This is a genomic window from Paenarthrobacter sp. 2TAF44, from assembly GCF_052114885.1.
GTDB lineage: Bacteria > Actinomycetota > Actinomycetes > Actinomycetales > Micrococcaceae > Arthrobacter.
Map to the genome: position 1 here is coordinate 36,074 of NZ_JBFRFP010000021.1, position 20,653 is coordinate 56,726.

Sequence of the window (20,653 nt, forward strand, 5' to 3'; positions counted from 1 at the left end):
AAGTAAGTCGCAGCACATCTCGTTCTGAATGCTCAAAACGACATGTGCTGCTACATAGATGGGTGCTAGCACGCTTTCAGTGTCTGTGTGGTCTGGCAGGATTGAAGGCATGACGATTATTGCTGCCGCCGATGGCTCTGCCCTCGGCAATCCTGGGCCGGCCGGTTGGGCCTGGTATGTTGACGACTCCTGTTGGCGCGCAGGAGGTTGGCCCCACGGCACCAACAACATGGGCGAGCTCATGGCTGTCCTGGACCTGTTCCGTTCCACTGCCCACGTACCGCAAGAAGAACTGCTGATCCTTTGCGACAGCCAGTACGTCATCAACTGCATCACCAAGTGGATGCCCGGGTGGAAGCGGAAGGGCTGGCGCAAGGCTGACGGAAAGCCCGTCCTGAACGTTGACCTCCTGAAGGACATCGACCAAGCAATCGTCGGGCGCAAATACACATTTGAATGGGTCAAGGGCCACGCCGGCCACGACCTCAATGAGGCCGCAGACGAGCGCGCACGCGCCGTAGCCACCGCCTTCCAGCAGGGCACCGCAGCTCCAATCGGACCGGGCTTTACAGGCTCCGACGAGGCCCTCGCCGCGCCTCTTCCTGTCCCGGCCAGAGCCGGGCGCAGCTTCCAATCCCACTCCGAACCCACGTTGTTTGGGGAGTCGGGTATCTTCGGTCAGCCGGATCTTTTCAGTGAACTGGACGAGGATACGTCCGCCCGGGAATTGCCTGCAGAGGAAATCGTGGTCGCCTTGGAGCGCGAGCTCCTACGCCCGGATGTGCGCACTGACATCGGCAGGATTGGAGTATTGCTTCATCCCGACTTTGCTGAGATTGGCAGCTCCGGTCGCTTCTGGACCCGGGACGCCATGATGGTTGCCCTTGAGGAGGACCCTGGGGAGCCCATTGAGTTGGAAGTTCTTAGCGCCGATCGCCTGAGTGAGAACACTATCCTGCTGAACTACCGCAGCTTCGCGCATTCGGGTTCGGCCCTCCGCAGTTCCGTTTGGCTTCTGGACCGAGGCCAGTGGCGGCTCCGATTCCACCAGGGCACCCCCGAAAACTGACCCAACGGAAACACTGCACATCAATTCACAGCACAGGAGACAGAAAGCTTGGTGACCTGCGGGGCGGCTGCACAGGGGGAAGACAGCCGGCCCCGCAGGAGCTTATGTGAAGCAGGACCTCGAATGTGCCTTAAGCGTGCAGCCCCTAGTAGGCGAACCGCTGGGTGTTGCCCTGCTCCACTTCGACGTAGCTTGCTGCGGCCGACGCTAAAGCCATGTTGATGGAAGCCAGCGAGGCCTCGACCTTGTTTTGCGTCAGGGACCATTCAAGGACAAGCGACTGGAAGTTGGTGGCGGCTGAGCCTCTCCACGTGGCTTGAAGCTCGTCCAGTCCGTGTTTCATGGCTTGCACGTCCGTGCTGATGCGGTCAACGGTTGCTTTGACGTTGGACGACTTGAGCTGAAGGAGCTCTGTGTCGACGGAAATGACGCTCATGGGTGATGCCTTTCGACGATGATGTTCCGCTGAACGCGGCGGTGTGCGTGGCCACAACATTGAGCCTAGGCAGCTGCCTGGGGCCGGGGAACAACCATTCGTCGCTATGTGGATAACAGCTCTCTTGAAGAGCCGTTGCCTGGTAATGCCGCCATGGATGACACCAGCATTACTGGGATATCAGCTCCGCGGGCTCCTCGCGGAACGGGAGGCTGACCACCAAAGTTGCGCCGCCGCCGTCGGTCTCTTTCACCCGGACGCTGCCTCCATGCGAGCCAACGATGGCAGCCACAATGGCCAGACCGAGGCCACTGCCGCCTGTCTCGCGGGTGCGCGAGGTATCCGCCCGGTAGAAGCGTTCAAAGATCTTGGTGGTCTCGGCATCTGGAATGCCGGATCCGTGATCTCGGATTTCGATGACCGAGAAGGCGCCTTCAGGAGTGGTCCGAACACCAACTGCGAGTTCTATAGGAGTGCCCTCTGGCGTGTAGCGCAGGGCATTGCCCACCAGGTTGCCGATGACCTGCCGGAGCTTTGCCTCATCGCCCTGGACGGGGGCTGGCGTCGGGGAGGATCCATCGAGTCCGATGAGCGTGATGTTCCGGTTGCCGGACGAGGCTTTGGTATCCACCACGGCGTCGTGCGCCAACAACTGCAGGTCCACCGGCTTGAGTTGCAACGGCCGTTGCTCGTCCAGCCGGGCCAAGAGGAGGAGGTCCTCCACCATGGAACCCATGCGTTTGGCTTCACTTTCGATTCTGCCCATGGCTGTGGCGACGTCTTCGGGGGTGCCCAGCGCGCCGTGGCGGTAAAGCTCCGAGAAACCTCGAATGGTGACCAATGGAGTCCGGAGTTCATGGGAAGCATCGGCGGCGAAGCGGCGCATCCGGGCTTCAGACGCGGCGCGCGCCGCGAAGGAAGCCTCGATGTGGGCCAACATTGCGTTCAACGAAGCGCCAAGCCGACCCACCTCTGTATGGGGGTTGTCGATTTCCACGCGTCGGGAGAGGTCACCTGCCGCGATGGCTGCTGCTGTCTTCTCCACGCGCGCCAGGGGCCTGAAGGATCGCGCCACAGTCCATGTAGCGATGAAGAACGCCAGAACCAGGGTCAGCAGGCCAACGCCCACCACTACAAGTACGGCGTGTTCCATGACTTTGTCCACGGGCGTCAGCGGCAGGCCGATAATCACCACGCCGTTCTGACCGTTGGCAACGACGCCCACGGCAACGACACGCCAGTTGCTACCGGCGGTGCCACTCACTTGGAACGGGGCATTGCCGCGTGCCTTGGCCTCGGCAGGAGTGATGTTGGCGATCGCCGGACGGTCACTTTGCATGCCACCGAACTGGTACGGCGAAAGCCCCGGAACATACAGGGTCAGCGAATAATCAGTGGGCACGGCGGGGTTCGGCTCGGAGAGCTTGTCGAATGACTGCTGGTCCTGTGCCAGCGCGACGGCGGCCTTGAGTTTGTCATCTACCTGGCCTTGCAGGTAGCTCTTGACGAGCGTCAGCGTGCCGGCTCCCGTCGCGGCCAGAGCGAGGAGGAGCAGCCCCATGATGATGGCGACCAGCTGCGACCTCAGGGACGCCGATTTCCAGCGTTGCAGCAAGGTCAGCGCTTCTCTGCCGTTCGCAGCACGTAGCCCACTCCGCGCTTGGTTTGGATGAGGGCTGCGGCATCGGGGTCGATGTCCACCTTGCGGCGTAGATAGGAGATGTACGACTCAACGATGGAGGCGTCGCCATTGAAGTCGTATTCCCAAACGTGGTCCAGGATCTGTGCCTTGGAGAGAACGCGGTTGGGGTTCAGCATGAGGTAGCGCAGGAGCTTGAACTCAGTGGGGGACAGCTCAATGACTGTGCCACCGCGTCGGACCTCATGGGCGTCGTCGTCGAGTTCGAGGTCGTCCACGCGGATCACGGCGTCGTCATCCTCAAGGGGCTGGGTCCGGCGCAGTACGGCGCGGATGCGGGCCACGACTTCGTCAAGGCTGAATGGCTTGGTGACGTAGTCGTCGCCACCCACGGTCAGGCCAGTGACCTTGTCCTCGGTGTCGTCCTTCGCCGTGAGGAACAGGACGGGGAAGTGTTTGCCTGCGGCCCGGAGGCGACGCGTCACTGTGAAGCCGTCCATGTCCGGCAGCATGACGTCCAGGACTGCGAGGTCCGGGGAGTGAAGGTCGGCGGCGGCCAGGGCTTCGCGACCATTGGATGCGGCAACGACCTCGAAACCTGCAAACCGCAGGGACGTGGAGAGAAGCTCGCGGATGTTGGGTTCGTCGTCGACGACAAGGAGCTTGGCTTCGGGGCCGTTCTTTTTCATGACACCCATGATGCTCCCAGTTTCTGTGAGTTATCTGGATGCTTGATGTGAGGAGACTGCGTGCCGCCTCAGATTCCCAGGGCCAGTCCTGCGCCGAGGGCTCCCATGGTTACGGCGATCCCGCCGTCCAGGATTCGCCACGACTTGGGCCGCGCAAAGAAGCCGCGCAGGAATCTGGCGCCGAAGCCCAGGGAGCAGAACCAGAGGATGCTGCCCAGCATCGCACCGGCGCCGAACCACCACTGCAACAGAGTGCCTTGGGCACTGGCGAGCGAGCCGATAAGTGCGATGTCCAGGTAGACGTGGGGGTTTAGCCACGTCAACGCCAGTACGGTGGTGAGAACCGCGGCGAGGCCACGTTTGGCGTCGCCGTCGGGAGAGGGCGTCTCGGAAGAAAGGAGCACCTGCGGGCGAAGGGCCCGACGAGCCGCAAGCACCCCATAAGTCACCAGGAACGCCGCCCCCACAAAGCGCAGAACCACGACGGCGGCAGGAGCGGCCGCGATCAGTGCACCCGTGCCAAGTACGCCCGCAGCGATAAGGAGGGCGTCTGAGAGTGCGCACACTGCGACAACCGCGCCTATATGTTTGCCAAGAATTCCTTGCCGAAGGACGAAGGCGTTTTGGGCGCCGATGGCAACGATAAGGCCTAGGCCCGTAGCAAGGCCGAGGCCAGTGGAGTTGAAGATGTCAGAGAAAGTCACTCTTCCAAATTATGGTCCGCAAGGCATTTAGGACAGCTAATGTTATTGATGCCCCGTAAGATTTTCTTATGCCACAGTTTCCCTCAGAGCAGTTGTTAACGTTCGCCACCGTACTTTCGGAAGGCACATTGGATGCGGCCGCACGCCGGCTGCACATCACGCCGTCGGCAGTGTCCCAACGCCTGAAGGCGCTTGAGCAATCATCCGGAAGGGTCCTGCTCCAGCGGAGTAATCCCGCGCAGGCCACCGAAGCAGGCGAAGTGGTCCTTCGACTCGCCCGGCAGGTTGCCCAGTTGGAAGCAGATGCAGGCGTGGAGTTGGGTTTGGGCACGGACGGTCCGCACCTGGCTGTGCCGATCGTGGTGAATGCGGACTCGCTTGCGGTCTGGTTCCTGCAAGCACTTGCCCGCGTGCCGAGCGATCTCCACATCACCTTTGACCTGCACCGTGACGACGAACAACACTCCACCTCGATGCTGCGTTCGGGGACTGTCATGGCCGCAGTCACGGCCACCCCGGAACCGGTGCAGGGCTGCCGTGTTGAGAGCCTCGGAGTCATGCGCTACCGGGCAGTTGCAGCTCCAGCCTTTGTGGATCGTTGGTTCGCAGAAGGGGTGGACGGCGGCAGGCTCAACATCGCACCGGCAGTGGATTTCGACCGAAAGGACACCTATCAGTGGGCTTTCGTGGAATCGTGGCCAGGTGTTTCACAAGCACAACAGAAGGGGCCGCGACACTACGTGCCAGCTTCACAGGACTTTGGCGATGCCATTCGCCTGGGCTTGGGCTGGGGACTGATTCCCGAAGTTCAATGCGGGCCCGACATTGCCGACGGGCGCTTGATTGAACTCGCTCCCGAGCGTCCCTTTGATGTTCCGCTCTACTGGCAGCGCTGGAAGACGGCGTCAAGAGTGCTCGACGTCCTTAGCTCCACAGTCCGGGAAGTCTCAGCCGAGTACCTTCGGACGCCCTAGTCCATCCGTTGTCAGGAAGCCACTGGGCCAGGGTTAAAGATCCGAACACGCCCACGGATGCTCCTAAAAATGTCAGTGCCCCATTCCACACTGGAAACATGGCAAAAGAAGCAGCCCCCATCAGCATTCATCACAATGAAAAAGCCGCGGACTTCGAGTTCCACGTGACATACCTGGATACAGACTCGGGCCACATCAGGCGCGAGGAATTTCCGGACCTGGCCTCAGCCGAGCGCTTCGCCAGCGCCCAGCTCCATGACGCCGATTGCTGGGCAGTAGTGGATCACGTTGCAATCCAGCACGCCAGCCGGCTGGTGGCCTGAGCACGTCCGCCTCGCCAGACGTAGGCCCCACCGGCCGTCCTATTCAGGCCGGTTGTGGGAATGGCCGCCGTGTACGAAGTCAGATGACACGCCTTCGTACTTCAGCAGCATCATCATTCCCTCTGCAGCATGGTCCAGGTTGTGGCAGTGATCCATCCAGATGCCCGGATTGTCCGCATGGAGCAGTAGCTCCCATACTTCGCCCGGCAGCACGTCCACGGTGTCAAGGATCAGCGGCGATCCACTCGGAGCCACGCCGTTCCTGCTGAGTACTTGAACGTGGTGTCCGTGGGGATGCATGGGATGAGGCTCAGCGGTGCGGTTAACGATCGTCATTTTTACGGTGTCTCCTTCGGCCACCTCAATGGATGGCACCAGGGGATAGGATGCGCCGTTCACCGTAAACGCGTAGCGCGGAACTCCGTCAACAAAGCGGAATTGCCGGTCCAACACCAACACTTCCTCCCGGACATTTTCTGCGGGTACCGGTGTGGCAGCCACAGGTTCGCCGTAGTGCAACAGATCCAGGACGGGCGTCGTCGCAAAGACGCCCGGCTGCGCCTTCTCAGGAACATCCGGCGCGTTCTCAGGAACATCCGACGCCTTCTCCGGGGCGTCGGCTGCTTTCGCTGCGGCATCGCCCTTGGCAGCATCTGCATTCACCCCGTCCGGGCTGGATGGGGCCACCACGACGACGGCGCTGGCCGCCGAGTCAGAGCGGAGCGTCACCTGGGATTCGGGCATAGTGAACGTGACGTCCATCCGTCCTCCTGCCCCAATCCGCAATAGCTTCCCTGTCACCTCCTGCGGCTGGTTCACGTCCGTTCCGTCCACGGCCGCAACCTTGAACGCTGTTCCGTCCAGAAGGTAGCGCTGCGGCAGGGAATCAGTGTTGATGAGGCGTACCCGAACGCTCGAGCCCGGGACGGCCGCGTACACACTGTTACGGTCTGAGGAGCCCAGCAACCCCAGACCGCCGAGGTCGTGTCCTGCCACCACAATGTCAGTATCTGCGCGAGGCAGTGTGGGGTTGTGCACGACGAATGTGCCGTAGAGGCCCTTGCGGACACCTTCGGCTGAGTCCTGGTGCGTGTGGTACCAATATGTGCCGGCTTGGGCAGCAAGGAAGCGGTAGGTCATGGACTGCCCGGGCATGACGGCGTCCTGTGTTGCCCCGGCCACGCCGTCCATGGCGTTGGGGACGTCGTAACCATGCCAGTGCAGGGTCACGCCAGCGCTCACATCCTGGTTCTTTAGCTCAACTTCCATGACCTCGCCCAGTTGTGCTTCAATGCCGGGCCCGGGGAGGCTGCCAAAGGTCCACGCATCAGTGGACTCCCCGGAGGGCAAGGTTATGTGTTCCGTGCGGGCAGTGAGTTCGTAGTGCCGGACCACGGCGTTGTCAGGGATCTCTCCCACCAGGCTTGTTACCTGAGTTGGGGCCACCACTGGTGCAGCGGTGACACCTCCGTGATGACCGACGGCGGCCGCAATCACCGCGCCATCGGCGGACCGGCTACCCAGCCACGCAAAGACTCCCGAGCCCAAAGCGGTGCAGGCCATGAGTCCGGCAACTGCAGCAGCCGCCGTCGTGCGCCTGTGAACCAGGCCTCGGCCGGGTGCGGGGCTGCCGCCGGGAAGGGCGGGCGGAGCGGGAGGAGCGGGAGGAGCTGGCGGAGTGGGCGGAACCTGGAACACAGGGAACAGCGCCAGCCTGGCTATCATCACGGTCCCTGCTACCAGGAACAAGAGAACCGCCAGCGTCCACGGGGCGGGGAATGGGCCGAGGACGAACATCAGGGCAAGTGAGGCAATTGCCGAAGCCGCGGCCGACACCATGGCGAGAACCGTCCATTCGTGGGTTCGGCCAGGGCGGCCGGGTTGCTCCCGCGAAGATGGTGGGCCGGTGTTCCGCCTCCTCAGCAAGTACGGAACACCGGCCATCGCGGCCCAAGCCGCGGGGATGGCGGTCAAAGGCAGGCTGATGGTTGTGCGTTCGCTGGCAAACCACCAACTGCCGGCCACCAAAGCTGGGAGCAAGGCATAGCGCGCTGCCGTCATAAGAACGGCGAAAACCAGCAGAAGAAGCGCCAAGTCGACAACGCGTGGCCTGGCTGTCCCCCTGCCAGAAGAAATGACCATCCAAGCGGCGACAATCCATGCGCCGGCGGCAAGGATAGCCAGCACCAGGTCGACGGCCAGTAGCTGTGAGATGTTCACAGCCGCCGCTTATCAAGCTGTAGCGGAAGAGGCGGAAGCATCCGATGCTGCTGCCTTGGGTGGAAGGGGTTGGGGATTGAGTGCAAGGGCGCGGGCACGTCTGAACAACCAGTAGGACATGAAGATAATCAGCAGTCCTGTGACGGGGTGGATGGAAGCCACCCACGAACCTGAAGGCGTGATGAAATCCTCCGACGAGCCAGTGAGCATTCCGCCAATGATGAAGATGAACAGCTGGACCCATGTCATGAGGAAGATGCCGGCGGCAAGCCAGATGGTCCGGGATCCGGCCTTGGCAATAGCTGCGACAATCACAGCCAGCAACGCCGAATAGCGCAGCACGAATTGGCCGTTGATTACGTGATAAACGCCCGCTTCGCGCTGGGCTTCAATGGTGTTTTGGAAATGGAAGTAGCCCGCGAAAAAGAGCTGGGCAAGTCCCGATAGCAGGATGATCGCCGCCAGGACCAGGAGGGTCTTACGCATAGGGAGTCCTCTGGTAAAAAATCACAGATTCTTCAAGGCCTTCGAATCGCCGGCACCCTGGCTGCGGGCTACCCCCACTGCCGACGACTGGCCGCCGGGCTGCCTGGACCAAGGGCAACTCTAAAGGGCGGAGAGCTTCACTTGGAATCCTAAAATTGCTGGAGATAAATAGCAATGCCCTGGCGATTATTCGTCGGTGGCAGCATCCTTGCCCACGTCCTTGGCGTCCATGATCCGGTAGGCATATCCCTGTTCAGCCAGGAAACGCTGGCGCTTGGCGGCGAAGTCCTGATCCAAAGTATCGCGGGCCACAAGGGAATAGAACCGGGCCGAACGGCCGTCTTGCTTGGGCCTCAGAAGGCGTCCCAGGCGTTGGGCCTCCTCCTGGCGGGACCCGAAGGAGCCCGAAACCTGGATGGCGACTGAAGCTTCCGGGAGGTCGATGGAGAAGTTGGCAACCTTGGACACTACGAGCGTCTGGATCTCGCCCTTGCGAAAGGCATCAAAGAGTTTCTGCCGGGCTTTGACACTGGTTTCACCCTTGATCAGGGGAGCATCCAGCCGCTCAGCGATCTCGTCCAGTTGGTCTATGTATTGGCCGATGACCAGCAATTGCTCACCCTTGTGCGCCGCCACGAGCTGCTCAACCAGTTGGGTCTTTGTCTCGGAGGTTGCACACAGGCGGTATTTGTCGGCGTCATCAGCCATGGCGTAGGCCACGCGTTCGTCGCGGGGTAAATCGACGCGGACCTCAACGCAATCCGCCGGTGCGATGTAGCCCTGCGCTTCGATGTCTTTCCATGGAGCGTCGTAGCGCTTGGGTCCAATCAGGCTGAAGACTTCGCCTTCCCTGCCATCCTCGCGCACCAGTGTGGCCGTCAGGCCGAGCCTTCGCCTGGCCTGCAGGTCCGCCGTCATCCGGAAGATCGGGGCGGGCAACAAGTGCACCTCGTCATAGATGATCAAGCCCCAGTCATGACCGTCCACGAGTTCAAGGTGCGGGTAAAGTCCACCGCGCTTGGTGGTGAGCACCTGGTACGTAGCAATAGTTACAGGCCTGACTTCCTTGACCGCCCCGGAATATTCGCCGATCTCATCTTCGGTCAAGGACGTCCGCTTGAGCAGCTCGTCTTTCCACTGACGTGCCGAAACCGTGTTCGTGACCAGGATCAGTGTTGTAGTGGAGGACGTTGCCATCGCGGCCGCGCCCACCAGGGTCTTTCCTGCACCACAAGGAAGAACGACGACGCCGCTGCCGCCGGCCCAGAAGTTCTCCGTGGCGAGCTTCTGATAGGGGCGCAACTGCCAGCCAGTTTCGTCGAGCATGATCAAGTGGGGTTGCCCGTTGACGTACCCGGCAAGGTCCTCGGCCGGCCATCCCAACTTCAGGAGCAACTGCTTGAGCTGGCCTCGCTGCGAGGAGTGAACCACCACAGTCTCTCCATCGATCCTGGGCCCAAGGAGTGGGGCGATCTTCTTGGCACGGATGACTTCCTCCAGCACGGGGTAGTCGTCAGTACGCATTACCAAACCGTGCTGTGGATCTTTTTCGAGGCGAAGCCTGCCGTAGCGCGACATGGTCTCTTCGATATCAATCAACAATGCATGGGGGACCGGGAAACGGGAGTACTTCAGCAACGTATCCAACACCTGCTCGGCGTCGAGTCCCGCAGCCCGGGCGTTCCAGAGCCCAAGGGGCGTGAGCCGGTAGCTGTGCATGTGCTCGGGAGCGCGCTCCAGTTCAGCAAATGCCGCAATGGCGTGCCTGGCCTCTGTAGCGAGCTCGTGATCGACTTCCAGCAGAATGGTTTTATCGCTTTGTACTATCAGTGGACCGTCGGTCACTCTTGAATCCTCACTTGTGCAGTTCTCCTGCTGGTTCTACATCGATGATCCGGTGGATGGACAGCACACGTTCTGTTTCCTTGCCAGGATCGAAGACCCTGACGCGGCCACCGGAGACGGATACAGGAACCACGGTTTCGGTGTTCGCATTCCCCAGGCTGTCCACCACGTTCATGGTGACCGCCTGTTTGAGCCGGATGGCCTTCTGCAGCGTTTCCAGGCCGAGCTGCGTGGAGGCTTCGCCTGTCGCATCAGCCGGGACGGCGCGGTGCTGCCGTAACACTGAAAGCTGGGCTTCGACGTCGTCGTCCGGTGGCGCCGTCCGCGGTGCCGTGTAGACCGGACGCGCGCTGCCGGGCACTGCCGCTGTTCGTTTAAAGCGCACGACGGCGGGTTCCGCCTCCTGGACGGCAGGTGAGAGTCCCAGCTCGCGCAGCACACGTGCAGTCTCCTTGGGGCTGGCAGAGGACGTCAGGACGGTGGGGGCGATCCGGACAAGGCTCAGTGCAGACGTCCGGGCCTCGTGCAATAGGTCGGTGATGGCGGATTCGTCGTCGCTTTGGATGAAGCTGGCACTGGAACCGATTCGCAAACGTCCGTGTCGGGACGCTGTGTCCTGCACCAGGTACGCCAGAGGTTGCGGCACGTCTGTGGCTGAATGCTCGCGGAGGAACGACAACAGCGATTCCGCATCCTGTCCGGCGTCGAGGGCCCTGCGGATAGTGGCCGTGGAAAAACGGTAGATCGACGCCGGACCCTGGCCCTCGGCGTCGGCCATGAGCAGCAGCGTTTCGCTGAGTTCGGGGGCGAGGTAACCGGGCGCTACTGCTGTGAGGTCCGCCTGAAGGAGGATGTGGTTGACCGCGGCCGGCAGGTGTTCACCGAGGAGGGTCATCGCCTCCTCCGGATGGCCGAGCGCGATGGCAGATCCCAACTGGGTGAAGGCCCCGGACCCCATCAAGCCCAACAAGGTGGCTTCTTCCAGGATCCCCCTCACCAGGGAGCTGAACCGGCGGGACATGCGGGGCTGCGCCCATTCCGCCCGTTGCAGCACCGCGCGCGCGTCAAGGACAGGTGCTTTGCCATCCGGAGCTGCGGCCTCAACCGTCAGTTCATTGAGGATCTCCAGGATCCTGCGCCTGACCACTGGAGCATCGGGCCTTTGAGCCTCCGCGGACAATGCATTGATGGTGCTGCCGGCGGAACCTGGATGGGATGGCGAGCCGGACGTCGCTCCCGGGAGGGGCTGGCCCACCATTGAAGGTGCCCGCTCGCTGGCCAACCAGGCGTTCACCAGCCAGAGCCACTGTTCCTGTCGCGGCAGGGAGAGCCATTCCAACTGTGGCGGCTGGATCCACGTGGAACTGTCAACGTCCAGCCGCACAAGGCCGGCCAGCGCGCAGAACTCCAGCAGGAGGGCAGTTTCGTGGACGCCGCAGCGGATGGATTCAGCCAGGCGCCGGAGCTCACGCACGCCTACGCCACCGCTCCGGAGGGTTGCCAATGGCTGCTCACGGACTGCGAACAGCACCTCGCTTGTGAGCCGTAGAGTCTCGGCGATGGCGCCCATCGCGGCGTTGCGCCGGAGGGCAGCACTCGTGTGGCCCAGTTCTGGAACCGGAGGACTTAGGGTGAAGTCGTCAACGATCGCACCACCGCGCAGGGCGATGCCCACACTGTGTGGCAATTCGACGTGGCCGGCATCCAGGGGAACCAACAGGCCGCGGGCCAGCAGCCAATCGACAGGCCCGACGTCGGCGCTTTCGTGGGTCACGGAGGCCCGCCGTTGAGCCTGGGGGACTGCGCCCATGGCCCAACTGCCGAACTTGTCCAGCAAGCCAACGGTCCTTTCGGGCGCCGTGGCCAGAATAGCGCGCACATTCTCGGGGCTTGACGTCCAGCGTTGCAGGGACAAGGCGGCGTCCATGGGAGTGCTGGCAGGGTGGATGTCCAAGCCACAGTGATGGAGCTCGGCTACGAGCTGAACCACCCGTTGGGCGAAAGCCGGCTGCAACCTGACCAGCTCCGTGTAGCTTCGGCCCAGGCCGGCCGGATAGATGCCGATCACGTCCTTCAGGCTTCCAACGGGAAGGTAGAACCGTTGCCGGGAATTCGGTTGTGAAATTGATGCCGCCGGCGGATCGGCCCGGTGAATCAACGCCAACTCCTGAAGTTTGGCGAGGATCGGTTCCAGTGCAGAGAGAGTGGACCCTGCAATGACCTTCTTGAGTCCGGCAGCAGAAACACTGTGACCGGTATCGGCATTCGTGCACAGATGGAGCGTCTCCAGAACCTGCATTTCAGGCTTTGTGAGTCGCTCCAACGCCCGTTGCACGCTGACTCGCGCACTTGCCCGGGCTGCCAAGGCAGCGAAGTCCGGGGCCATGGGAGAAATCAGGTCCGGCCGCGCGGCAAACAAGGCCCGCAGCGAGTTATCGCTGCGCGCTTCCAGTTCCTTGCTGAGCGCGCGAATAAGGGACATCAATCCAACGTTACCGCCACAGGGCCGCTCGTGCGTGGCCAAGGCAAAGCCGTCCCGGTTGATTCGCTGTTGACGGCGCCAGGTTCGCTGTTGCCGACGCTTGATTAGCTATTGCCGGCGCCGTTGACGGACGGCATCCAACACCAGGACCACGGCAAGCATGAAGGCAACCGGCAGCCCATATAGCGCGATGGACGTGATCCACACTGGTGCCACTCCACCGTTGAAGGCGATAGCCATGACCGCGCCCACTGCAGCCAGGGAAAGGACGGCGATCACAGCGGCGACGATCATCATGGGGCGGCGGTAACCCGGAGAAGTCATGCGCCTAACGCTAGCAGCAGGGCATACGAACCAGGCCTGTGGGCTCCTCGGCGGCCGGCATCTCGGCAAGCATCGCGGCCAGGGTGCAGGAAGGGAGCACGAAAGGTGCAGCAACGGGTGCAGCAAGGCGCCGCAAAGCGGCGGCAAAGCATGAATAGCTGGTCCGGCAGGATAACCTTGAAGTAACAGACCAACACGGACCGTGCTGTCTCCCTCGATCCCGCAAATCCCTGCGGATGCGGTGGCGGCGCGACGTGTCTCCAAAGCAAGAACGAAGAAGGTTGATTACGTGCCCACCGGCAAGGTCAAGTGGTATGACAAGGAAAAAGGCTTCGGATTCCTCGCGGCTGAGGACGGCCAGGAGGTATTCCTGCCCAAGACATCGCTGCCCGCAGGCGTAACCGAGCTCAAAGCCGGTACGCGTGTGGAATTTGGCGTGGCCGATGGCCGTCGCGGTGCCCAGGCATTGGGCCTTCGGGTCCTGGACAAGACGCCCTCCATCGCCAAGGCCAAGCGCATGAACGCGAAGGACCTGGCGCCTTTGGTGCAGGACCTCGTGACCGTGCTGGATAACTTGTCCGGTACTTTGTCTTCCGGCAAGTACCCGGAGGGCAACAAGGCCAAGGCTATTGGTATGGCTCTGCGCAAGGTTGCCGACGAGCTGGAAGCCTAGGAACTGCCATGACTTCGGAATCCGCACAGGATACACAGGCAGGAAGGGACGCGCAGGCCAGCCCTGGGGTCGTCACTGACGCCGCCCCAGTTCCTGTCGCCGGGGCGAATCCTGTCAACGGGCAAGCCCCTGAAAACAGCGACACCCCAGGGCGGAAGCCGGTCGCAGCGAAGCAGCGGGCCGGCATCCCCGTGTGGCGCGTTGGCAAGCCGGATGCGTTCCTGGCTGCCGCCGTCGACGTCGCGCGGGAAGCGGTGGAGACTATCGCGAACCCGGGCGAGGTGGGTGCCCACATCGGCGCAAAGTCCGAGGGCGACCGCGTGGTCACGCATTTGTTCGAGTCGAAGCTTGCGGGATACGGCGGGTGGCAGTGGTATGCCGTGATCACCCGCAATTCCCGGTCAAAGATCGTCACAGTCAGCGAGCTCGGCCTCCTGCCCTCTGAGGATTCCATCCTGGCCCCGGAATGGGTCCCCTGGGCAAAGCGTGTCCGCCCGGAGGACGAGACGCCCCTGGTGGAGGAGACGGTAGAGGAAGTGACCGAGGAATCCGTGCAGGCTGCGGAAGACGACGCCGCCGAAGCATCCGATCCTGAAGCCGATGAAGCCGAGGAAGCCGACGAAGAGGACGACGACGCCGTCGCCCGCTTAGGGGATTAACGGCAACGGCGCCGTCCGGGAACAACCCCGACGACGCCGTTTCCTGCCTTGCGCGGAAAGGCGCGGCAGTTACTTCTTGAGTTTCTATTTCTTGAGCTCGCCCACAACATAGTCGATGCTGGCGAGCAGGGCTGAGACGTCGTCCGGTTCGATAGCGACGAAAGTGGCGATGCGGAGCTGGTTTCGCCCAAGCTTGCGGTACGGCTCAGTGTCCACCACGCCGTTGGCCCGCAGGATCTTGGCGATTGCCGCTGCATCGATGGAGTCGTCGAAGTCGATGGTGGCGATCACGTTGGAGCGGTCCTCAGCCTTTGCGACGAACGGTGTGGCGTACTCGGAAGCCTCGGCCCAGGAGTAGATGCGGCTGGCAGAGTCTGCTGTGCGCTTGCTGGCGAAGTCCAGACCACCATTGCTGTTGAGCCACTGCACCTGTGCGTCCAAAGTCACCAGCGTGGACAGCGAAGGTGTGTTGTACGTCTGGTTCAGTTTGGAGTTGTCAATTGCGGTCTGCAGGTCCAGGAAGTCCGGAATCCAGCGGTCGCCGGCCTTGATGCGGGCGGCGCGCTCCAACGCCGCGGGGGAGAGCAGGCCGAGCCACAGGCCGCCGTCAGAAGCGAAGTTCTTCTGCGGGGCGAAGTAGTAGACATCCGATTCGGCGACGTCCACGTCCAGCCCGCCGGCGGCTGAGGTAGCGTCCACCAGGACGAGCGAACCGGCGTCGGCGCCCTCTACGCGCTTGACGGGGGCTGCAACACCGGTTGATGTCTCGTTCTGGGGCCAGGCGTAGACATCAACGCCGGCCTCTGCCTGGGAGGCCGGTCGCGTGCCGGGCTCTGACTTGATGATGGAGGATGCATCGAGGAAGGGGGCTTTGTTGGTGGCCGCGGCAAACTTGGAACCGAACTCACCGAAGGAAAGGTGCTGGGCCTTTTTCTCAACCAGGCCGAAAGCCGCTACGTCCCAGAACGCTGTGGAACCGCCCACGCCGAGGACAACCTCGTAGCCCTCAGGTGCACGGAAGAACTGGCTGAGTCCTTCGCGCACCGAACCCACCAGGTTCTTGACCGGTGCCTGACGGTGTGACGTGCCAAGTATGGTGGTCGACGCGTCAGACAGGGCCTGGACCTGTTCCGGGCGCACCTTGGACGGTCCCGCGCCGAAGCGTCCGTCCTTGGGCAGCAGGTCGGCGGGAATAGTGATGCTGTTGTCGCTCACGTGTGGCTCCAATGGGTATCGGTTAGAGAGGGGGAGGTGGGCAGGTGGCATCGGCTGCCCCTTCGACTCCCTCATTCTGCCTGACCGGACCCACCGTCAGGAATCTGCGGTTGTCATAGTCCGCCACGTGGAATGCCGGACCACCATGGGCATTGCGACCCCGGGAAAAATTATCCAGAGTAATTCCAAATAAGCTAGGCTTGGGTTGACGTTCCTGAGGTGTCGGTTGCACACCATCCACCTTGGCGGGGACGCGGTACGGTGGAGATTACGCAAGAAATGCGTTCGAGGAGAGCTGAGCTGGATGACGGATCTGATCGATACCACTGAGATGTATCTTCGGACCATTTTGGAGCTTGAAGAAGAGAACATCGTGGCTCTTCGCGCACGCATTGCGGAGCGTCTGCGGCACTCGGGTCCCACGGTTTCCCAGACCATTGGACGCATGGAGCGCGATGGCCTGGTGATTGTGTCCAACGACCGCCACCTGGAACTGACCGAAGTCGGGCGCAAGCGGGCCACCGAAGTCATGCGGAAGCACCGCCTTGCCGAGAGGCTCCTGGCGGACGTCATTGGTCTGGACTGGGCATACGTTCATGACGAAGCGTGTCGCTGGGAACACGTCATGAGTGAACGGGTGGAACGGCGCCTGTATGAGTTGTTGGAGCACCCCACCGAGTCACCGTATGGCAACCCCATCCCGGGTTTGGAGGCGCTTGGCGGCCTCGCCAACCAGCCCCTTGCCCGCTTGGACGTGAACCTGCTGCATGCCATGGACGGGTACGCTGCCGATTCCCGCGTAGTAGTCAGCCGGCTTGCTGAACCCATCCAGGTTGAGCCCGAACTCCTCACCCAGCTCGATGAAGGCGGAATTCGTCCAGGCGCAACTGTCTCCTTGGAACGGGTGGGGGAGTACATCTCCGTCCGCGTTCCCGGTATTGAAGGAGCACTGGAGCTGCCTCCCGAGGTAGCTGCGCACGTCTTCGTTGCTGTCAGCTGACCCTAGGGCGTGTCAGATCTCACTTTGGGGCGGCTGGCGCGCGTGTGACCTGCGGATTCCTGCGACTGGTGATATGGGGGCGTCCACAACACGGTCGTTTGGGAAGATAACGAATTTATTACTGCGGGCTTTAATCGCCTATAGTTATCTACTAGCGCCGATACCAAAGCGTTACCTGATCTGGAGCCGAGCTCTGCCAGCAGATCAGGTGTGTCATCAACTACTGGCAGAGGCGGGGGAACCACAAGCGGCTGCCTAAAGAAGCAGCCTTGGGGTGAAGTCCGCAGCAGAAGTGCCTACTAACGCAAGTCCTTCCGGGGATACCTGTGTGCCGTTTGCGCTTCGTGCGGACCGGGTCTTTGAACTCTCTGACCCGAATCCGACAGCTAACTTCGCAGGCTTTCCAGAGAGGAACAGAGTTTGACATCGCAGAACGTCAGGGGCCGTCGCCGCGCGTCCGGCCCCGCTGCTGAGCTGCGGCCAGCCCGCGCCGCAATGGAGATCCGGCCACGCGACACCCCGCGTCAGGTGCGCCGCCGCAAGAGCCCATTGCGCCAGGTAGCCGACTTCGCCGCAGCCAGTGGTGTCGGGCAGAAGGCCGGAGTCGCGCTTGCCGCTACCGGACTTGCCCTGACTGTAGGCCTGCCTGCCACAAGCCCGGTCATGGCCACATCCGAATCCGGCCAGGCCGAGGCGGCCCTCTCCGTGCCGGGTGGCAGCCAACCCGAAGTTTCTGCGGCAGCCTCTGCCAAAATCGATTTCAGTCGCGCAGCAGTCGCTACCGCCGCTGATCCTGACGGCAAGCTCAAGCAGTTGCTGAGCGCCCAGTCAGCGGGGAGCATTCAGCGCGCATCCTCACTTGGCACGCTGGGAAGCCCTCTGGACAAGCTGGTCACGGCATCGCCGTTTGGCTACCGCGTCAGCCCCCTTACGGGCGGCACCGGTGACTTCCACCGCGGCCAGGACTTCGTAGCCCAGTGCGGTACTGCCGTTCACGCCGCAGCCGCAGGCAAGGTCACGTTCGCAGGCTGGCATGAGTACGGCGGAGGCAACCGCGTCGTGATTGACCACGGCAACGGCCTCGAGACCACGTACAACCACCTGTCGTCCTTCAACGTCAAGGTGGGCCAGACTGTCAGCCGTGGCGATACTGTCGCGCTGAGCGGCACTACAGGCGCATCTACGGGTTGCCACCTCCACTTCGAGGTCCAGGTAAACGGTGAAGTCGTAGATCCCATGGGCTGGCTCTGAGCCAGTTGATGGTTGTCTATCGCATTCATGACACGCCCGTGACCTGAATGTGACATTCACGAATATCTGTTGTACCGTCTAAAGCGCATCGGCTTTTTAGGGGGCCGATGCACTTGAGTGGATTGCCTAGCTCTGCCACCACTCGAGGTCCGTTCGCAAAAATCGTCTGGCAGGGGCGGGGGAACCAATTTTGGCCTTCGAATCAGAAGGCCTTGGGGTTAAGTCGCAAAAGCTTCCTTGAAGCCGCGCGGCCGGATGACTCCCATCCGAATCCGACAGCTCACCTCGCAGGCATTGGGAGAGGCTACCTTCGTGTCATCACGCACTACCCCTGCGCGCCATCGCGCCGAATTGGTTCGTACGAACCCGTTGAACACCCTTTCCAAGGCTGTCTCAACCAATGCAGGCACCGTAGGCCGCCAAGCCGCCGTTCTGGCCGCAGCCTCGGGACTTGTTCTCAGCGTTGGACTCCCGGCCCAGGCCGCTGACACCGACGTTTCCAAGTCGGAATCCTCCAGCACCCAGCAGTTGGTCGCCACCGCGGTTGTTACCGCTGAGCCCACGGCAACCGTTTCCTTCGAAAGCCCCGTTGTGGCTACCAAGGAAGCCCCCAAGGTTCAGCGCGCCTCCCAGCGCACGCAGGCAGCCGAAGGCCAGACGGGCGACGCCCTCGCTGCCCTGTCCTCCACGGCCAAGGATGCCGCATCCAGCGCGGCAGCTTCCGGACTCGCAGCAATTGCCTACACCGGCATTGGCCACCCCTATGTCTGGGGCGGCACTTCCCCCAACGGCTGGGACTGCTCTGGATTTGCCCAGTGGGTCTACGCCCAGGCCGGCATCAGCATCCCCCGGGTCAATGCCTGGACGGCCATGAAGCCCACCAGCACGCCGGCCCCCGGCGACCTCGTCATGCAGAACGGCGGAGCCCACGTGGGCATCTACGTCGGCAACGGCATGATGATCAGCGCGCTGAACCCCAGCCAGGGGACGCTCCTGACCCCGGTCGCAGCCACCGGCACATCCTCGTTCTTCACCCTCCGCTAGGAAAATCCCATTCGGGGTAAGCCAGCATGCCCCCCAAGTGCTGGCCGCCCATAACCCGCGTGCGTCCCCACCGTGCGCGGATACGAAAAGAGAGTAATCATGACCAGTGCAAACAAGGTTGCACGGCATAGAGCTGAGGCCCCCAAGACCAGCTCACTTGCCGTCATTGCCAAGGCTGTCAGCGACAACGCCGGTGGCGTTGGCCGTCAGGCAGCAGTGATCGCAGCTGCATCAGGCCTTGTCCTGACCAGCGGCGTGGCTGCAAATGCTGCGGATACCAATGTCCAGCGCGAATCCACGTCTGCGTCCACCCTTGATGTGCAGTCGGTTGCCCAGGCCACCATTGCTGCCGATTCCAGCGTTGCCATCTCCTACGAGCGCCCCGTGGTCAAGACTGTCGAAGCCCCGGCTCCCGTCGTCGAGAAGGCACCTGCCAAGGAAGCTCCGGCTGCCGGCGGCACCGCTACTTTGGCGGTCAACACGGATAACTCCGCGGCCAAGGCGCCTGCTGCATCCAGCGGCCTCGGTGCAGCCATCGCTGCAGCGGCCTACGCACAGCTCGGTGTCACACAGGACTGCACCATGCTGGTGACCAACTCGCTGGCCGCCGTCGGTATTCACTTCCACGATTGGCCGGCCGGCTACCTCTCCCTCGGCCGCACGGTCAGTGCAGCTGAAGCGCAGCCCGGCGACCTCGCTTACTACGCCAATGGTGGCTACGGCGGAATGGCACACATCGCTGTTTATGTCGGCAACGGCATGGCAGTCCACGGTGGATGGAACGGATCCACCACGGCACTGTTCAGCGTGAACGTTGGCTCCGGCCCCGTTTTCATCCGCGTCAACGGCTGATCAAATACTCCACGGAACACCCCGCAGGCTCAGGCCGGCGGGGTGTTCTGCTTTAACCTAAAAAGTGTCCCGCACATGAACTTTCGCCAACACCGCAGGTGAAACGGCAGAAAAATTCGTTGATATGGCATATGAGTGCTTACCCTTGTGTTGTCGATCCACAGCCCGTACAAGCAGAGGGCAGCCGGCCCTCGTGCCCCTGACGGGTGCGGCCGTGAAGAGGTACGTGCATGCGCACACTCGTTCTGAATGCTGGATATGAACCGCTGGCGGTAGTAACCTTCCGCCGGGCGCTGGTCCTTGTGCTGACTGGAAAAGCTAGCGTGGTGGCCGAAGGCGACGAGCCTGTCGTCGGGCCACAGGAGATTCTCGGAAGACCATCCGTGATTCTTCTCAATCGCTACATCCGGCCCCGGTACAACAGGATCACTGCCGTGAGCCGCCGCGGGGTACTCCGCCGCGACGGCCATCGCTGCGCCTATTGCGGGAAAACAGCGCACACCATAGACCACGTCCACCCCAAATCCAGGGGCGGCGCGGATTCCTGGGAAAACCTGGTTGCGGCGTGTTTGAAATGCAACAACGCCAAGAGTGACCACACGCTCGCCGAGATGGGTTGGAAACTTCGTTTCAAACCTGGCGTGCCCACAGGAACCATGTGGCAGATCAAAGAACTCGAGAAACCTGCGCCGGACTGGGATCCGTTCCTGTTGCCGGAATCCGCCGCCTGATCGATTTCTGTTGCCCTCCCGCCGTCCGGGTACTCTG

General features: G+C 62.2%; 20 protein-coding genes and 2 riboswitches. Of the genes, 10 read left to right on the forward strand and 10 right to left on the reverse strand.

All coding sequences use genetic code 11. The annotated features are described in order from the left end of the window. The first annotated feature begins 109 nt into the window (after positions 1-109). Positions 110-1,069 carry an RNase H family protein gene (locus AB4Z15_RS18735; RefSeq protein ID WP_442018453.1) on the forward strand — a complete coding sequence of 320 codons (960 nt, stop codon included), beginning with the start codon at positions 110-112 and terminating at the stop codon, positions 1,067-1,069. A gap of 145 nt (positions 1,070-1,214) precedes the next feature. Here the strand turns inward: AB4Z15_RS18735 and AB4Z15_RS18740 are convergent, their stop codons facing one another. From AB4Z15_RS18740 to AB4Z15_RS18755, 4 genes are all read right to left on the reverse strand, one after another. Beyond that, entirely contained in the window at positions 1,215-1,505 is a 291-nt protein-coding gene (locus AB4Z15_RS18740) for a WXG100 family type VII secretion target (protein WP_442018454.1), read from the reverse strand. Positions 1,506-1,674: 169 nt separating this feature from the next. Next, entirely contained in the window at positions 1,675-3,120 is a 1,446-nt protein-coding gene (locus AB4Z15_RS18745; RefSeq protein ID WP_442018455.1) for an ATP-binding protein, read from the reverse strand. A gap of 2 nt (positions 3,121-3,122) precedes the next feature. Beyond that, entirely contained in the window at positions 3,123-3,833 is a 711-nt protein-coding gene (locus AB4Z15_RS18750) for a response regulator transcription factor (protein WP_089597209.1), read from the reverse strand. A gap of 68 nt (positions 3,834-3,901) precedes the next feature. Beyond that, on the reverse strand, positions 3,902-4,537 hold the full coding sequence (locus tag AB4Z15_RS18755) for a LysE/ArgO family amino acid transporter (protein WP_442018456.1): 636 nt from the start codon (positions 4,535-4,537) through the stop codon (positions 3,902-3,904). A gap of 68 nt (positions 4,538-4,605) precedes the next feature. On the opposite strand from AB4Z15_RS18755, the gene AB4Z15_RS18760 reads away from it, so the two are divergent. Together AB4Z15_RS18760 and AB4Z15_RS18765 are read left to right on the forward strand one after the other, a co-directional pair. Beyond that, positions 4,606-5,511 carry a LysR family transcriptional regulator ArgP gene (locus tag AB4Z15_RS18760; protein WP_442018457.1) on the forward strand — a complete coding sequence of 302 codons (906 nt, stop codon included), beginning with the start codon at positions 4,606-4,608 and terminating at the stop codon, positions 5,509-5,511. A gap of 98 nt (positions 5,512-5,609) precedes the next feature. After that, on the forward strand, positions 5,610-5,834 hold the full coding sequence (locus tag AB4Z15_RS18765) for a hypothetical protein (RefSeq protein ID WP_442018458.1): 225 nt from the start codon (positions 5,610-5,612) through the stop codon (positions 5,832-5,834). 39 nt (positions 5,835-5,873) lie between these two features. Here the strand turns inward: AB4Z15_RS18765 and AB4Z15_RS18770 are convergent, their stop codons facing one another. The 5 genes from AB4Z15_RS18770 to AB4Z15_RS18790 form a co-directional block, all read right to left on the reverse strand. Next, the gene (locus tag AB4Z15_RS18770; RefSeq protein ID WP_442018459.1) at positions 5,874-8,054 is read right to left on the reverse strand and encodes a multicopper oxidase family protein; all 2,181 of its coding nucleotides are present in this window, start codon (positions 8,052-8,054) and stop codon (positions 5,874-5,876) included. Between the two features lie 12 nt (positions 8,055-8,066). Then, positions 8,067-8,540, reverse strand: coding sequence for a hypothetical protein (locus tag AB4Z15_RS18775; protein ID WP_442005930.1), 474 nt, complete (start codon positions 8,538-8,540; stop codon positions 8,067-8,069). Positions 8,541-8,726: 186 nt separating this feature from the next. Beyond that, a complete protein-coding gene (locus AB4Z15_RS18780) occupies positions 8,727-10,385 on the reverse strand; it encodes a DNA repair helicase XPB (RefSeq protein WP_216926037.1) in 1,659 nt (552 codons plus the stop codon). A gap of 10 nt (positions 10,386-10,395) precedes the next feature. Beyond that, positions 10,396-12,867, reverse strand: a complete 2,472-nt coding sequence (locus tag AB4Z15_RS18785) for a helicase-associated domain-containing protein (RefSeq protein WP_442018460.1) — start codon at positions 12,865-12,867, stop codon at positions 10,396-10,398. A gap of 108 nt (positions 12,868-12,975) precedes the next feature. Beyond that, a complete protein-coding gene (locus AB4Z15_RS18790; RefSeq protein WP_442018461.1) occupies positions 12,976-13,191 on the reverse strand; it encodes a hypothetical protein in 216 nt (71 codons plus the stop codon). 289 nt (positions 13,192-13,480) lie between these two features. Between AB4Z15_RS18790 and AB4Z15_RS18795 the strand changes: the two genes are divergently transcribed. Both AB4Z15_RS18795 and AB4Z15_RS18800 read left to right on the forward strand, forming a co-directional pair. Then, positions 13,481-13,864 carry a cold-shock protein gene (locus AB4Z15_RS18795; protein WP_216926040.1) on the forward strand — a complete coding sequence of 128 codons (384 nt, stop codon included), beginning with the start codon at positions 13,481-13,483 and terminating at the stop codon, positions 13,862-13,864. A gap of 8 nt (positions 13,865-13,872) precedes the next feature. Continuing rightward, the gene (locus AB4Z15_RS18800) at positions 13,873-14,523 is read left to right on the forward strand and encodes a DUF3027 domain-containing protein (protein ID WP_442018462.1); all 651 of its coding nucleotides are present in this window, start codon (positions 13,873-13,875) and stop codon (positions 14,521-14,523) included. 84 nt (positions 14,524-14,607) lie between these two features. Here the strand turns inward: AB4Z15_RS18800 and serC are convergent, their stop codons facing one another. Next, positions 14,608-15,738 (reverse strand): phosphoserine transaminase, encoded by a 1,131-nt coding sequence (serC, locus tag AB4Z15_RS18805; RefSeq protein WP_442018463.1) that lies wholly within the window; start codon positions 15,736-15,738, stop codon positions 14,608-14,610. 304 nt (positions 15,739-16,042) lie between these two features. Here serC and AB4Z15_RS18810 point away from each other — a divergent pair, with 304 nt between their 5' ends. The 5 genes from AB4Z15_RS18810 (at position 16,043) to AB4Z15_RS18830 (ending at position 20,616) form a co-directional block, all read left to right on the forward strand. Beyond that, positions 16,043-16,738: a metal-dependent transcriptional regulator gene (locus tag AB4Z15_RS18810; protein WP_442018464.1), complete on the forward strand. Its 696-nt coding sequence runs from the start codon at positions 16,043-16,045 to the stop codon at positions 16,736-16,738. Positions 16,739-16,922: 184 nt separating this feature from the next. Next, positions 16,923-17,152, forward strand: a riboswitch (cyclic di-AMP (ydaO/yuaA leader). 6 nt (positions 17,153-17,158) lie between these two features. Further along, entirely contained in the window at positions 17,159-17,989 is an 831-nt protein-coding gene (locus AB4Z15_RS18815) for a M23 family metallopeptidase (RefSeq protein WP_431118572.1), read from the forward strand. A 144-nt stretch (positions 17,990-18,133) separates the two neighbouring features. Next, positions 18,134-18,297, forward strand: a riboswitch (cyclic di-AMP (ydaO/yuaA leader). A 4-nt stretch (positions 18,298-18,301) separates the two neighbouring features. Continuing rightward, the gene (locus AB4Z15_RS18820) at positions 18,302-19,033 is read left to right on the forward strand and encodes a C40 family peptidase (RefSeq protein ID WP_442018465.1); all 732 of its coding nucleotides are present in this window, start codon (positions 18,302-18,304) and stop codon (positions 19,031-19,033) included. Between the two features lie 99 nt (positions 19,034-19,132). Then, a complete protein-coding gene (locus tag AB4Z15_RS18825) occupies positions 19,133-19,885 on the forward strand; it encodes an NlpC/P60 family protein (RefSeq protein WP_442018466.1) in 753 nt (250 codons plus the stop codon). 230 nt (positions 19,886-20,115) lie between these two features. Continuing rightward, a complete protein-coding gene (locus tag AB4Z15_RS18830) occupies positions 20,116-20,616 on the forward strand; it encodes an HNH endonuclease (RefSeq protein WP_216926047.1) in 501 nt (166 codons plus the stop codon). Positions 20,617-20,653 lie beyond the last annotated feature (37 nt).